Annotated in this window: 13 protein-coding genes; 4 read left to right on the top strand and 9 right to left on the bottom strand. The window is 57.6% G+C overall.

The window, feature by feature from the left end; all coding sequences use genetic code 11:
- The first annotated feature begins 64 nt into the window (after positions 1-64).
- Positions 65-541 (top strand): transcription elongation factor GreB, encoded by a 477-nt coding sequence (gene greB, locus LF95_RS03005; protein ID WP_073953622.1) that lies wholly within the window; start codon positions 65-67, stop codon positions 539-541.
- Positions 542-575: 34 nt separating this feature from the next.
- Here greB and LF95_RS03000 read toward each other — a convergent pair whose 3' ends face one another.
- On the bottom strand, positions 576-1,013 hold the full coding sequence (locus LF95_RS03000; RefSeq protein WP_143181919.1) for a VOC family protein: 438 nt from the start codon (positions 1,011-1,013) through the stop codon (positions 576-578).
- Between the two features lie 155 nt (positions 1,014-1,168).
- Here LF95_RS03000 and LF95_RS02995 point away from each other — a divergent pair, with 155 nt between their 5' ends.
- Both LF95_RS02995 and LF95_RS02990 read left to right on the top strand, forming a co-directional pair.
- The gene (locus LF95_RS02995) at positions 1,169-1,348 is read left to right on the top strand and encodes a hypothetical protein (RefSeq protein WP_073953620.1); all 180 of its coding nucleotides are present in this window, start codon (positions 1,169-1,171) and stop codon (positions 1,346-1,348) included.
- Positions 1,348-1,947, top strand: coding sequence for a hypothetical protein (locus LF95_RS02990; protein WP_073953619.1), 600 nt, complete (start codon positions 1,348-1,350; stop codon positions 1,945-1,947). The genes LF95_RS02995 and LF95_RS02990 overlap by 1 nt, the downstream gene beginning before the upstream one ends.
- A 10-nt stretch (positions 1,948-1,957) precedes the next feature.
- On the opposite strand, the gene LF95_RS02985 is transcribed toward LF95_RS02990, so the two are convergent.
- The 5 genes from LF95_RS02985 to LF95_RS02965 form a co-directional block, all read right to left on the bottom strand.
- Entirely contained in the window at positions 1,958-2,656 is a 699-nt protein-coding gene (locus LF95_RS02985; RefSeq protein ID WP_073953618.1) for a VIT1/CCC1 transporter family protein, read from the bottom strand.
- Positions 2,657-2,763: 107 nt separating this feature from the next.
- Positions 2,764-5,277, bottom strand: coding sequence for an ATP-dependent helicase HrpB (gene hrpB, locus LF95_RS02980; protein ID WP_073953617.1), 2,514 nt, complete (start codon positions 5,275-5,277; stop codon positions 2,764-2,766).
- 89 nt (positions 5,278-5,366) lie between these two features.
- On the bottom strand, positions 5,367-5,600 hold the full coding sequence (locus LF95_RS23510) for a hypothetical protein (protein ID WP_252509639.1): 234 nt from the start codon (positions 5,598-5,600) through the stop codon (positions 5,367-5,369).
- Positions 5,600-6,784 (bottom strand): prenyltransferase/squalene oxidase repeat-containing protein, encoded by a 1,185-nt coding sequence (locus tag LF95_RS02970; RefSeq protein WP_073953615.1) that lies wholly within the window; start codon positions 6,782-6,784, stop codon positions 5,600-5,602. Before LF95_RS02970 ends, LF95_RS23510 begins: the two co-directional genes overlap by 1 nt.
- The gene (locus tag LF95_RS02965; protein WP_083607476.1) at positions 6,777-7,946 is read right to left on the bottom strand and encodes an O-antigen ligase family protein; all 1,170 of its coding nucleotides are present in this window, start codon (positions 7,944-7,946) and stop codon (positions 6,777-6,779) included. The genes LF95_RS02970 and LF95_RS02965 overlap by 8 nt, the downstream gene beginning before the upstream one ends.
- A 91-nt stretch (positions 7,947-8,037) precedes the next feature.
- Here LF95_RS02965 and LF95_RS02960 point away from each other — a divergent pair, with 91 nt between their 5' ends.
- Positions 8,038-9,372: an O-antigen ligase family protein gene (locus LF95_RS02960; RefSeq protein WP_073953614.1), complete on the top strand. Its 1,335-nt coding sequence runs from the start codon at positions 8,038-8,040 to the stop codon at positions 9,370-9,372.
- Here the strand turns inward: LF95_RS02960 and LF95_RS02955 are convergent.
- The 3 genes from LF95_RS02955 to LF95_RS02945 all read right to left on the bottom strand — a co-directional run bounded on the left by LF95_RS02955 (position 9,350) and on the right by LF95_RS02945 (position 13,823).
- Entirely contained in the window at positions 9,350-9,814 is a 465-nt protein-coding gene (locus LF95_RS02955; RefSeq protein ID WP_073953613.1) for a hypothetical protein, read from the bottom strand. The genes LF95_RS02960 and LF95_RS02955 overlap by 23 nt on opposite strands.
- Positions 9,811-12,069, bottom strand: a complete 2,259-nt coding sequence (locus tag LF95_RS02950) for a GumC family protein (RefSeq protein WP_083607475.1) — start codon at positions 12,067-12,069, stop codon at positions 9,811-9,813. Before LF95_RS02950 ends, LF95_RS02955 begins: the two co-directional genes overlap by 4 nt.
- Positions 12,070-12,182: 113 nt before the next feature.
- The gene (locus LF95_RS02945; RefSeq protein WP_168173647.1) at positions 12,183-13,823 is read right to left on the bottom strand and encodes a WecB/TagA/CpsF family glycosyltransferase; all 1,641 of its coding nucleotides are present in this window, start codon (positions 13,821-13,823) and stop codon (positions 12,183-12,185) included.
- Between the last annotated feature and the right edge of the window lie 5 nt (positions 13,824-13,828).

Raw genomic sequence — 13,828 nt, 5'->3', positions numbered from 1 at the left:
AGCTGCCCTGTCCTATCCGCAAATCCCCCTTTTCCTGGCCCCCTGTTTGCGATAAAAACCGGGCATGGACAAACCGATATACATCACCCCCGAAGGCCTTGAGGCCCTGCGCAACGAGTTGGACCACCTTTGGAAAAAGGAACGGCCCGAAACGGTTGCCGTTGTGTCATGGGCGGCAGGCAATGGCGATCGCAGTGAAAATGGCGATTATATTTACGGCAAAAAACGCCTGCGCGAAATTGACCGCCGGGTGCGTTATTTGCGCAAACGGATCGAGGATGCCGTGGTTGTCCGCTCCGAAGACCAGCCCGACCATTCCCGGGTGTTTTTTGGCGCCGAAGTCACCTATGTAAATGCCCGGGACGAGGAAAAAACCATCCGCATCGTTGGCGAGGACGAGGCTGAAAGCCTGAACGGCAAAATAAGCTGGGTCTCGCCCGTGGCACGCGGCCTGATGAAATGCCAGGTCGGTGATGTCATCACGCTTAAAACCCCGGCCGGCGAAGATGAACTCGAAGTCCTCGCTATCCGCTATCCCTAACGCGCTTTCCTAGCACCTGAAAAAGTTCCAGGCTTTATGCTTTCCGTTTTCTGAAATCCGGCCCGGTAATGCCAATTTCATAACCATCCGGGTCCCGCACAAAAAACTGCCCCATCCCCTCTTCTGGCATCATGACCGGTTCCGGCCCATATCCCTGCCCGGCCAGCGCATCATAAAGCGCACCCACATCTTCACATTCCAAAAACCACACCATGCCGCTAAAAGACGGGCGCATTTTGCGTTCCTCATGCGACACCCCGCCATGTACCGCCAGCATCAGGCGCACAGGCTCCCGCTGCGCCCCATCCGCCGCGCCGGTGTCATCGGGAACACTCTCCAACATCGCCCAAACCGGCTCGTCGCTAAAATCATCAAGGGTCTGCGCCACCACCTCAAAGCCAAGGCAGCGATAAAACGCCATGCTGCGTTTCACATTGGCAACATTTAACAACGGGGTTGCAGCACAAAACACTGATTTCACCTGCCCTTCAAAAACAACAAGCCATTGTTTTAAATAATCAAAAAATCGAAACACCCGCTTTCACATTGACAATATCGTCAACATTTTTAATAATATATCGCAATTGTAGGCTTATAAAAGCTGGCAAATCTTAGGCAGATCAACCCATGTCAATTGACGAACTGACCCAAAAGATCGAAGCACAGGCAAAAAGCAGAACGCATGAAGAGCGTCTCCGCCTGCTTCGCGATGCCAGAATTTTAGATCAGGATGGGCGACTGGACCGGAATTTCTTCCGCTTGGAAGAAAATCTTCGCCATGATCACGCCCTCTCCGATATGGCCTGATGTATTCATCAAAACCGGCTATTGTTTATGGCTTCCACGGTCTGGATAAAACAGTCGGGCTTAATATTCTGAATCAGAAACAGGAATTCCGCCACAGCAACAATCGCTATGACTGGCTGGGCAATGGCGTTTATTTTTGGGAAAACAACCTTGATCGGGCCAGGGAATATGCCCGGTTGGATAGCAAGCGCCCCGGAAGCACCGTTAAAACCCCGTTTGTTTTAGGTGCGGTCATTGAACTGGGCAACTGTCTGGATTTGCTCGATCAAAAATACAATAACTTCCTGAAACAATCCTATTCCCAGTTCAGACATGACATGCGGGCCGAAGGCAAGAATCTGCCTGTAAACGGCACATTCGGATCATCAGACTTTGATTTCAAAAAGCGCGAGCTTGATTGCGCCGTGATCCGATATGCCTGTGCGTTGGCAAAAAATGCCGGGCAACCCTTTGATTCTGTTCGCGCCGCTTTCATCGAAGGCCCCCCTTTATATGACGGGGCAAAATTTCATTCGGAAAACCATATCCAGCTGGCAATCATAAATCCCGATTGCATCAAGGGCATCTTTTTACCCAGAAGCAAAAGCAATAAGTCCTGAAAACGCCCTTTTATACCACCGTGCCCACCAGCCGCCCAATTGCCGCCGTTGCCACCATCGCCACCGTGCCCCAAAATACCACGCGCATAATCGCCCGTATTTTGGGTGCTCCGCCAATATGCGCGCCAAAGCCGCCCAGAATTGCCAGGGCCAGCAGGGCTGCCCCGCCCACCGCCGGAATCATCGCCGGTACCGGCGCCCATAACACCGCGAAAAGCGGCAGGGCCGCGCCCACGGCAAACATCAGCGCCGATGTTGCCGCCGCCTGCAAGGGGCGGGCAATATTCACCGGCGAGAGACCCAATTCATCACGGGCATGGGCGGCAATGCCATCGCCATCCATCATTTGCCGGGCCACATTCATCGCCAGTTTGGCATCCAGTCCGCGGCTTTGATAAATGGCCGCCAGCTCGATCAATTCGCCTTCGGGGTCAATTTCGTGTTCGTGGCGTTCACGGGCCAGATCAGCCTTTTCGGTGTCAGACTGCGAACTGACCGAAACATATTCCCCCGCCGCCATCGACATGGCCCCGGCCACCAGCCCGGCAATGCCCGCCAGCAAAACATCGGCCCGCACCGGGTTGGCCGCCGCCACACCGACAATCAAACTGGCAATCGAGACAATCCCGTCATTGGCCCCCATGATCGCCGCGCGCAACCAGCCCACCCGCTCCACCAGATGTTTTTCTTTTACACGCTGCTGCGTCATCACGACCTGCCAAAGCTGTTATCGGAGATGTATCAGTCAAACATCCCTGCCTGACAGCCAGCTTAACCCATCTTTGCCCGCCAACATCTGCGCAAGGTCAAATTTTTCTAATTATGTGGCCGCTTCACCCGCCTTGTGGGTTCAGCCTGCAAAGGGTCGTCAGGCCAGTAATGCTTGGGGTAGCGGCCCTTCATCTCCGCCTTTACCTGCGCATAGGACCCCTGCCAGAACCCGACCAGATCGGACGTTACCTGCAAGGGGCGCTGGGCGGGGGAGAGCAGATGCAGCGTCACCGCCACTTTGCCATTGGCGATTTTCGGGGTTTCGGTTGCGCCAAACATTTCCTGCAAGCGCACTGGCAAGGCGGGGCCTTCGGGCCGGTAATCAATGCGGATGTGGGAACCCGTCGGCACCGTCCAATGACTCGGCGCCAGTTTAGCAATTTGCTGTTGCTGGTTCCAGTCGATGGTGGAAACCAGGGCCTCGCTTAAATTTACCTGCCGCAACTGGGCTTTGCGCACAATGCCGCTTAAATACGGCATCAACCAGTCTTCCAGCGTATCAAGCAACCCGGCATCGCTCATATCCGGCCAGGTTTCCGGTTCCAGCCCGTGCAAAAAGGCCAACCGGGCCCGCAGATGTTCGCTTTCCCTCTCCCAGGGCAGGCAGGACAGCCCCATTTTTCGCACACCATCGCTCATGGCCTGCATCAGTTTATCGGGTGCAACCGCATCATGGACCGGCTTTTCTTCCAGCACCAGAGCCCCGATGCGCCGTTGGAAGCGTGCCACCACCATATCGTTCTGGGTGTCCCAAAAAACCTCGGTCCCGGTGGTGATCTGACTGGCGAAAAATTCCTCAAGCGTGGCCTGCGACAGGGGGGCTGCCAGATAAATCTTTGCCTCGCGCGATTGCCCGTCCAGCTCCGCCACTGCCAGCCATTGTTCATTTGCCAGCCGGTCTTCACGCGGCAAAAAACCACCCCGCCCACCCGACAGGCGATAACGGGCCTCGCCGCCGCGTCGGCGTTCGCCAATGCGGTCCGGGTAGGCAAAGGCGACCAGCAACCCGGCCTGATCGGCAAAATCGGGCTGTTTGCAGCTTTCATTGCCACCTTTCCCAAGGGACAATTCCTTTGCCGCTTGGGCCAAACGTCGTGAAAGCTGGCGTTTGGCCTCCATCATCATGCCGGGCGCACGGCCGCGTTCCATTGCCTCCAACCGCTGGCGCAGATCCGCCCCGGCATTGCGCATAAAATCCCGGTCCGACAACAGGGCCGCTAGCGCACAGGCAGCATCGGCCAGCCCCAATTCCTGCCCGCGCACCATCATATGTGCCAAACGCGGATGCACCGGCAGGCTGGCCATCGCCTGCCCCATCGCCGTGATGCGCCCGTTATCATCCAATGCCTCCAGCCTGCGCAACACATCACGCGCCTGGTCAATTTTGGCGCTATCGGGCACATCAAGCCACGGCAGGCTGGTTACATCCGCCACACCCCAACGCGCCAGTTCCAGCGTTAGCGGGGCCAAATCGGCCTCGGCAATTTCAGGCGTGCTAAATTGCGGACGGGCACGGTGTTCGGCCTCGCCCCACAGGCGGTAACATATTCCCGGTTCCAGTCGCCCGGCACGGCCATGGCGCTGTTCGGCGCTGGCCTGCGATGATTTTACCGTCACCAGCCGCGTCATGCCCGATGCCGGGTCAAACCGGGGTAAGCGTTGCAAGCCACAATCCACCACCACGCGAATGCCATCAATTGTCAGGCTGGTTTCGGCAATTGCTGTTGCCAGCACCACCTTGCGAAAACCATCGGGGGCGGGTTGAATGGCAAGGTCCTGCGCCTTGGCATCCATCGCGCCATAAAGCGGGGCGATTATAACGCGATCCTCTGCCGATATTGCGGCTTTCAGCAATCCTTCCACCCGCGTGATTTCGCCCTGCCCCGGCAAAAAGGCCAGAATTGAGCCCTTCTGGTTTGCCAGCGCATCGCGTATCGCGGCCACCATTGCCGGCTCAATCCGTTCCTGCGGTTTGGGGGGCATATAGGTGGTTTCAACCGGGTAGGCGCGGCCTTCGCTGGTAATCACCGGGCAATCGCCCATCAGCCCGGCAATCGGCCCGCCATCCAGGGTGGCCGACATCACCAGAATGCGCAAATCATCGCGCAAGGCCGCCTGGCTTTCCAGCGCCAGGGCCAGGCCCAAATCGGCATCCAGGGATCGTTCATGAAATTCGTCAAATATCAGCGCGGCAATGCCGGTTAATTCCGGGTCATCCTGGATCTGGCGCACCAGAATACCTTCTGTCACCACCTCGATCCGGGTTTGGGCCGAGATACGGTTTTCAAACCGCACGCGATAGCCCACGGTTTCGCCCACCTTTTCGCCCAGCAAGTGCGCCATGCGCCGGGCACTGGCCCGTGCGGCCAGGCGGCGCGGTTCCAGCATCACGATCTTGCGGCCTGCCAGCCAGTTTTCATCCAGCAGGGCCAAGGGCACCATCGTGGTTTTACCCGCCCCGGGCGGGGCCTGCAAAACCGCATTAGTGCCGCCGTTAAGCGCGGCTTTTACATCGGCCAAAACCGCATTGATCGGCAAAGTGGGAAAATCGGAACGCATAAAACCCCGTGACATACCGGTAAATCAGGCTGCGTGCGTTATTGTTTATTCAACGCTGCATGACAAGCCCGCTAACGATTATATTCGCATCAGGCACCAAGCCGGAAGCCGCGTTCGCCACTGATGCGCTGCAGAGTTTTTAACCCGCGTGTCAGGCCATAAAGCCGTTCCATATCCCCGTTTTGCCGGGCAAGGCGCGCCGCCTGACGGGTGGTTTGATAAAGGCGGATAAAGTCCTGCTGCGGCAAATCGCGCAGCATCGCCTCCTTGTCGGCCCGGTCTGCGTCAGGATGGGCAAAACTCAAAACATCCAAATCCATCATCACACCCTTTCACCACCCTGCGGCACATCAGCAAGCATCATCGAAAAGGCCCACACCATCCATGCCTGCGTCCAGCGCATGAAAACCCGTTTATCCCGGCCCCTGCGTCCAATACCGGCATAAAAAACACCGCGCTTGGCATCGAATAATTCGCGCATGGCAAATCGCGCCACATGAGCCGCCCCGGCCTTATCGCCAAAACGATACAACGTCGCCATCGCCTGTGCCACTGCATGGCTATCCAGATAGCCACCCTTGCCCGCAAAACTGCGCGGAATGCCATCATCATCAAAACAGGATCGCCGGTAAAATTGCCAGCCCCGATCCATCGCCAATGTCACGTCAACCGGGCAGGTACCAGCACCCTTAAACCGATGCAGCAAATCCAGAATATAGCCGGTATGAAAGCCATCGACAAAACGATGGTGAGGACGCACGCCATAGGCCCAACGGCCATCTTCCTGCTGCTTGTCAAGTACCCGGTGCAACGCCACCGGACTCAATCGATTGCCCGGACACAACACTTGCAAAATCCAGGCACACCACAGACTAACATTGTGAATTTCCGCATCACTTTGCGCGATATAGGCAAAATAGCCCCCATCCGTTGCCTCACCCGGCCCGCGCCAAAGATCCCGCCGTAAAAACGTTGCGGCGGCCTGCAAGGCCGGATGACCGGGTGGCAATTTGCCACCTTGCAATAAACCATCGGCAACAAAGCAGGTGACAATGGCGTTCGATTGCCCCCGCCCGGCATAAAAGGCACGCGCCTGCCAGGCAAAGGGGTACCCCCAGCCGCCATCTTCATTTTGCAGGGTCAAAAGCAGCCGGGTGATATCCCTCGCCAGCGCATCGCCATCAAACCCCGCAAATTCCGTTTGCCAGTTACCCACCGGCACGCCCGAACCCGCACCCAACAACAGGGCCAGCGTTTTGGGATTAAGCAGGGGAGGAATGCCCGCCCGGTTGCGCACCATCTGCGGCGCATGTTTCATCGCCTGCAACCAGACTAGCCGTGCCAAACGCGAGGATGCAAACGGGCTTGCAGCAAAATACCGGCTTTCCAGCCCGTCAAACGGGTCCGCCCCGGCATAATCCTGCTGTGCCATATGGCACCATACCCAATCACGCATATCACACAGCGCGCGATATTCCGCCGGGCTGAACATCACAGCATCAAACATGATCCGACGCCTCGATTTCCGCATTTCGGCTGTTCCAGGCAACCCCGGCAGCAACCCCGCTTGCCAGCAGATAATGCCCGTAAGACAGAGTATTATCCGTTACCATCGTCACCATCACCGCCAGCAATATTCCCACCGCCAGCGCGGAGGGGCGCACCAGCCACATCATCATGCCCCAACCCGCAACCCATAACCCGGCGCCGAGCAACCCGGTTTCATAGAGCATATGAAAATGGTCATTATGCAACGCGCCAAAGGATGACGCCGATTGCAGTTTTTGAAGCTGGCTTTCAATCGCGCCGACACCAAACCCCAGCCAGTGCTGGCTGGCACTGCCTTCCTGCCATTGCTGCCAGAACATCTGCCAATAGGCCAGCCTGCCGCTGGCATGGGTGAATAAAATGCGCGGCAAATAATCGACAACAAACCACAGCCCCGCCCCCGCCAAAGGCAGGCCCCATAGCCATGTTCGCGCATGATGCAAACGAATACGGGTGATCAGAACCACCGCCATCGCCAGAATGGCAATTCGGGTCTGGCTGGCAAAAACACCGATCATGCCAACACCCGCCAACAGGCCCGGCCACAATGACGAAAGCAATCCCCCTGCGCGAAATACCGGACGGCGTACATCCCATGCCGTCAGGGCCAGCACAAATAACGCTAAAAACAAAAACGGATTATTCAGCCGCCAACCCTCGCTGGTCAGCATGAAATGGCTATCAAGCCCCACATACACCAGCACGGGCAGCATCAAGGGCCCCAAAACCGCCCGCCCCCGCAGGGACCCCAGCACCAGCCCCAACGGCAACAAGGCTAAATTCCCCGCCAGCCGCCACGCCGCACTTCCGCCATGCCCGGCCATCAGCACCCATATCGTCAGGGCCAGCCACAGCAAAACCGCCAGCGCCACATCCATCAAAAATCCGCTGCGCCCCAGCAGCGGCAAAATACTCAATACCGCCCATATCACCAGCAGCCCCTTGCTCAGCGTACCGCCCAACGGCAAAGCCCACAGCGAAACGGCAATCATCCCCATACCTGCAATTTGCGCCAGAAAGGGCAGCATTTCTCCGCTACGCACAACTGGGGTGATATCGGCATGATTTTTCTGTTGTGGCGCATTTTCGGGCGGGAGATCAGAACCGGAAGAAGAAGGCATTCAGTTGCAGCCTATACGCGATAAAAACCATGACAGAAAGTTTGGCGAGCCCTAGACTTAAGCATCTATCCGCAGGGGGTCAAATCCTGTCATGATTGCCACCATCGCCCGCTGGAGCCTGATATTCGAGGTCTTTGCCGCCCCTTTTCTTTTGGGTGGGGCCCGGCCCTGGGCGCTGGCGTTGCTGGCAATTCCCGTGGCAATTGCCCTGCTGGTGCACATGATCCAGGCCTTAAAGAACGGCCATGATGTATCCCCTGTTCCGTTTCATGCCCTGCGTCCTTTCGCACTCGCCTTTATTGTGGCAGCGGGTTGGCTCGTCTTCCAATCCCTGCCGGTCTGGCCGAAAATCATCACAGCGCCCTTTGATGGCGACGGCATCGCGCTTGCCCCGGCACATCTGCCCGATACGCTGCTTTATCTGTTGTGGCTAGCGGGCATTCCGCTTTTATGCGCCTGGCAACAGGACCCGATCGCCAACATCACCCCGTTTTGCAAGGCACTGGTGGCAAGTGCAGTTTTGCAGGCAATGATTGCCCATATCACGGCCTTGACCGGCATACCAACGACCCTTTGGTTTATCAAAACCGCGCATATGGGTGATTTCACTGGCACCTTTGCCAATCGCAATGCCTTTTGCGCCTTTGTCACAACCGGCTTTTTCGCCTGCCTTTATTTATGGCAGCATCCCCCCGGCAATATCGGCGAAAAAATAGACCGTTATGGCGGCTGGCTTGCCATTGCGATTGTACTGTTTGCCACCGCCCTTGGCAGCCATTCGCGGGCCGGTATTGTCGCACTGATGGCGGGCACATTTATCTTTATGCTGGCTGCCGCAAAAAAGCCGGATGATACCGACCCGTGCCGCCGTTACCTGCTGGCGACGGGCATTCTGCTGCCCATGCTGGCATCCCTGCTGCTGGCCCCCGACATGCTGACCCGCTTTGTCGAACTGGCCCGGCCCGACTGGCTGCAACGTGATGATGTGTGGCAAAGCGCTCTTGCCGCAATCATACAGCGGCCCTTAACCGGGTATGGCCCCAATGGTATTGCCCCGGCCCTGCAATTTGCCGCGACACCCGGTATGAATGATACCGTGCGCTGGGTCAGCAGTCATAATTTATGGCTTGATATGGCCCTGACGCTGGGATTGCCGGTTTTTATCATCGTAATGATGCTTTTGATCACGGGGGGTGCGGGCCTGATCCGTCGTGCATCGGCACAGGCATCCCCACCAAAACAGGGCTTGTTTCTGGCCTTTTTAACCGCCTTTCTGGTGCAGTCCTGTTTTGATGGTGTAACTGGCCAACCTGCCGTCATTTTGCCTTTGCTGATGATTGCTGGCTGTTTGGCGGCCCTTCCCGGAGCGGCAACTGCCCGTCAAAAGCGGGCAAAGGTAAAATCTACTGCGCCGCAGCAGCACTGATCAGCAGGGCCAGCATCCTTTCTGCCCGGTCTGATAACTTGGGATTATCCCCCGCATGGCCCATCGCCTGGCGAATGTCGCGGGCGATCTCCGCCCGTTTGTCGGCATTCAGCCCGCCATTGGCGCGCAATTGCATCACCCGCCCATGAATCGCCTGTAACTGCACGGAAACATCGTTGGGGTAAATCTGCTGTAACTTCGCCATCGCTTCGTTTGCGCTCACATAATCCTGCCGGGCCAGGGCGAAATTGATTTTTTGCCGCAAGGTTTCCGGCACAATCCCGTCGCCCGCCTTCAGCGCGGCTTGCCGGTTTGGGGCATTCATAAAGGCTTGTGCATCCTGCCATAACCGCGCCCCGGACAGGCCCAACAGGGCCAGTATGAAACCCAAAAGCAATCCGATACAGGCCCGCCTGCGCAATGGAAGACACACCTTCATCATGCTTTGCGCCTTTTCTTGCTGCCATAATAGGCCCCGCGCCGCGACACACCGCTAAAAACAATGCCATCTGCCGGGCATCCCGCCTGTGCCAGGCGGTTCGCCGCATCGATAATATCATCGCGGTGGCTTTTGCCCGCCCGCAACAACAGTAATCTGTCATCGGCCACGCGCATCAGCCAAATGGCATCGGCAACCGACAGCACCGGCGGCGCATCAATGATGATAAAATCATATCGTGTTTTTAAATGTGCCATTAGCGGGGCGAGTTTTTCCGCCATCAATTGCCCGGCCAGGGCGGATGCAACGGCGTTTTCCGCGCCCAGAAAGTCATATTCCGGCACGGGTTCATCCCCCGCAAAATCCCCGTCACGCAGCCTTAAAACCGCACCCTCCGGTGCACAATCTCCCTGCAACACTCCTTGTAAATCTAGCACGGCGGGGTGATTTGCCTGCAGACTTGCAAAGCCCTCATCCATCAGGCGGGCCGGGCGGCGCAAATCGCCATCCAGCAGTAAAACACGCGGACTATTGCGGGCAAACCGGGTAGCAATTTTACGTGCAAGCCGGCTTTTGCCATCGCCAGGCATGGGCGATGTTACACAAATCACCCGGCCCGGCGTGCCTACATCATCCTGCACTGTTGCTGCCTGTTGCTGTCTTTGCGCCCGACGATCGCATCGCAGGCGAATAATGGTTTGCAAATGGCCAATCGCCTCGTTTTCCTCGTCGGCGGCACGGCCTTGCGGGTCGCGTTTTGTCATACGTGGCAAAACGGCAAATATCGGTAATCCGGTCAGGGTTTCGGCATCATGGGCCCGGTGAAGGGCACGGTCAAAATAATCGCGCAAAATGGCCGCGGCCATAGCCAGCAATATTGCGGCAGCACCGCCAAGGACGGCAAGATGACGGCGCGATGGAAAAACCGGTTTGCCGGGAATTTCCGGGGCCTGCAAAATTTCCACATCCGGGCGCATGGCCGCCAGTTGCGACTGCATCAACCGCGCCCGGTCCGACAGGATGGCAACTTCGTTTCCCGCATCATCCAGCGCACGCTGCAATTGCACAAACCCCAGCCAGTCCCGGTTATTCGCAGTCATTTCCGCCATGATGCGGCGATATTCCGCGTCATAGCGGGCAAGGCGGGTGGCCGCAATTTGCGCATCGCGGTTAATGGCGGCGATTTGTGCCGATATTGCGGTTTGCAAATCCCCTTCTGCCTGGGCAATTTGCGCCCGGTTGGCCTGCACCAGCGGGTGACGGTCGCCATATCGGCGTGCCAGATCCGCCGCGGTGCCACGCAATTGCGCCAGACGCAAATTCAGCTCGCGCACCGCATCACTATTGGAAATTTCCGGCAGGCGCAGAAGGCTGGCAACATCACCATTGGCCTGATCTGTCGCCTGCTGGCGCGATTGCAGGGTCACAAGGTCAATCTGTGCCGCCTCACGTTGCTGGCGCAGGGTTTCAAGGCTGCGTGACGCGCTGTCATCCGCCCTGTTCTGCCCCGCACCTCCCTGAAAGGCCCCCTGCAGCGCCCCCAAGGCAAGCGGATGGGCATCCTGCCAGTCCAGCAGAGCCTGTTGTTGCTGTTGCTGTCGTGTCAGGGCGGCATCACGCTGGCGCAGGGTTTCGTCATATTGATCGGCCAATTTACCGCGCAAATCATTCTGCCGTTTCCAGACATAACTGTTAATCACCGCATCCAGCATCTGACGCGCCCGTGCCGGATCAGGATCAAACAGGAAAACCTCGATCACGCGGGCATTATCAAGTTGTGCGGTTTTGATCTTGCCGCGCAAAATGGTAATATCGCGGGCTTCGCGCACGGCTTCACGGCTTTCACCGGCCAAAATATGCTGTTGCGGCCCCTGCGCCATACCCAGCCATTTTGCCAGTTTTGACGGTTGCGGATCAAAATTCAGCCCATCGCCCAGCAAAACCGACCGCGCAGCCGATAATACCGCTGTGCTGCGCAAAACTGCCATTTCGGTATCAAGATCGGAAATCTGGAAAATCGCAGAGGGCGAGGTGCCGTTATCGCGTTGCGCCAGGGGGGCGGGTGTAGCGGGCAAAAAGCCAATTTGCGCCCGCGCCTGATAATCGGGCTGCCATAACGGCACCAAGGCCGCCACCAGCAACAAAAGCAGGGCAAAAACCAGCAACACCACGCCACGTCGCCGCCAGATCACCGGCACCATATCCGCGAGCGTTACCGGCGGCCCGCCTGCCCTGTTTTTGGGGGAACGCTGCGTCATGGTATCCAATCAAAACTCAACATCATGGGCACGAAAGTGTCTGCTATTTGAAACAGATGGCACAAAAGTAGAAAATGCAAAGAACCCTGCTGCCAGAACCATCCGGTTTATCGTTAACGCGGGCTGGCATCATCGGGCCACCAGTCATCATTTCCGTCGGGATTTTGCACAACCGGCTTTTCCGGGTCAAAAGGGGCAGGCATGTCGCGGTCGCCGGGCTCGGGGGCGGCAAAAACCTGTGCGACCACACCGGGGCGGGCCAAAATGGCAGGGGCGGCGGGCCTGTTCGTTTCCGGCACAACCGGCATATAACGATCAAACCCGTCGCCGACATTGCCAAAGGCCGCCGCCGACAGACCCGGCGCATAATGATAGGCCAGCCGGGCCGGGTCCCCGCCGCCATCGCCATAGCGCAAAATGGCCACCAGCAACGCATTGGCCAGCAGGCCCTGAATCCCACCCATCAATGTCGCCGGAATAAACTTTTGCACCAGCAGGCTGGCGAAAACCTGCTCTAGCGTTGACAGGATGCGCCGCAAAACAGGTGATGATCCCGATAGTGCCCCTTTGACAGAGGGTGCATCATTCCCTGTTGCTGCATTTTGGGTGTCGTCTGGCTGACGGGCAAAAAACGCGGCAAGAACGGATGTTAAAGTCGCCCCATCCATTGCGGGTAACAATCCGGGATGGGTAACATTCACCAACCCTTCCAGAAAACCCGCCACCACCACAGCGGCATCGGCTGTCAGGCTGTTATCATTTGGATTGAGGGAATCCGCCCGGTTTTCATCATGCTCAAGCTCCGCCAGCGCATCCGCCAGGGCCGCACCGTTGCGGTTAATGACCGCGATTTGCGCGACTGGCAAAGAAGGTTGCTGCGCAAAATGCGTTGTTACATTCGGGCTTTGACCCAGGGCCGTGCCCGCCCCAAAAATGCTGCCGATCAGCATGATCAGGGTCACTATACTTACCAGACGCCGCCCCGAGGGTCGCCCCCGCGCCATCGGCCATTTTGCCGCAAATTGCATGGCACACCAACGGCGCACAACCAAAAAGCCAAACTGCCCCAACCCGCGCATATAACGCCCGGTCATACTGCGCGGGGCCTGCAAAACCCGCCAAAACCATTCCAGCCCGGCCCTTTGCCAGCCCAAAGGCGCGCGTTTCACCGCCCCTGAAATCACATCAAATGCCCCGCCCACCCCAATCAACAGGCGGGCACCAAACGCATCGGCATAGTCCGTGACAAAGCATTCCTTGCGCGGGCTGGGCAGGGCAACAAACACCACATCTGCCCCGCTTTGGCGCACCCGGGCGGCCATTTCGCCATCGCTTTTGCCATAGCCATCACAAAAGCCAACAATGTTCAAACCGGGATAATCCCGGGTCAACTGGCGGGCGGTGCGCGCCACGATATCGGGCCGGGCCCCCAATAAAAAAACCGAATGACCCGCTCGCGCCAGACCGGGCATCAGATTGATCATCAAATCAATGCCGGTCACGCGCCCGGCCAGCGGATAGCCCAGCATTTTTGCCGCCCAGACAATCCCCATGCCATCGGCACTCAGGCAGTCGCACTCTTGCAGGGCGCGCCACAATAACGGGTCCTTTCGCGCCGCCACCAGCTTGATCGCATTTAATGAAATATGCCGAATACGCCGCCCGGCCTTTAGATCGGCCAAAATATCATCGCGCAGCTGGTCGGGCCCCCGCCGGTCCAGATGCAAATCAAAAAAGGTTATCGTCTTTACCAAGCAAC

The organism is Thalassospira sp. TSL5-1 (assembly GCF_001907695.1).
Lineage (GTDB): Bacteria > Pseudomonadota > Alphaproteobacteria > Rhodospirillales > Thalassospiraceae > Thalassospira.
Note: the sequence above shows the minus strand (reverse complement) of the source record. Positions and strands in the feature narration are given on the sequence as shown.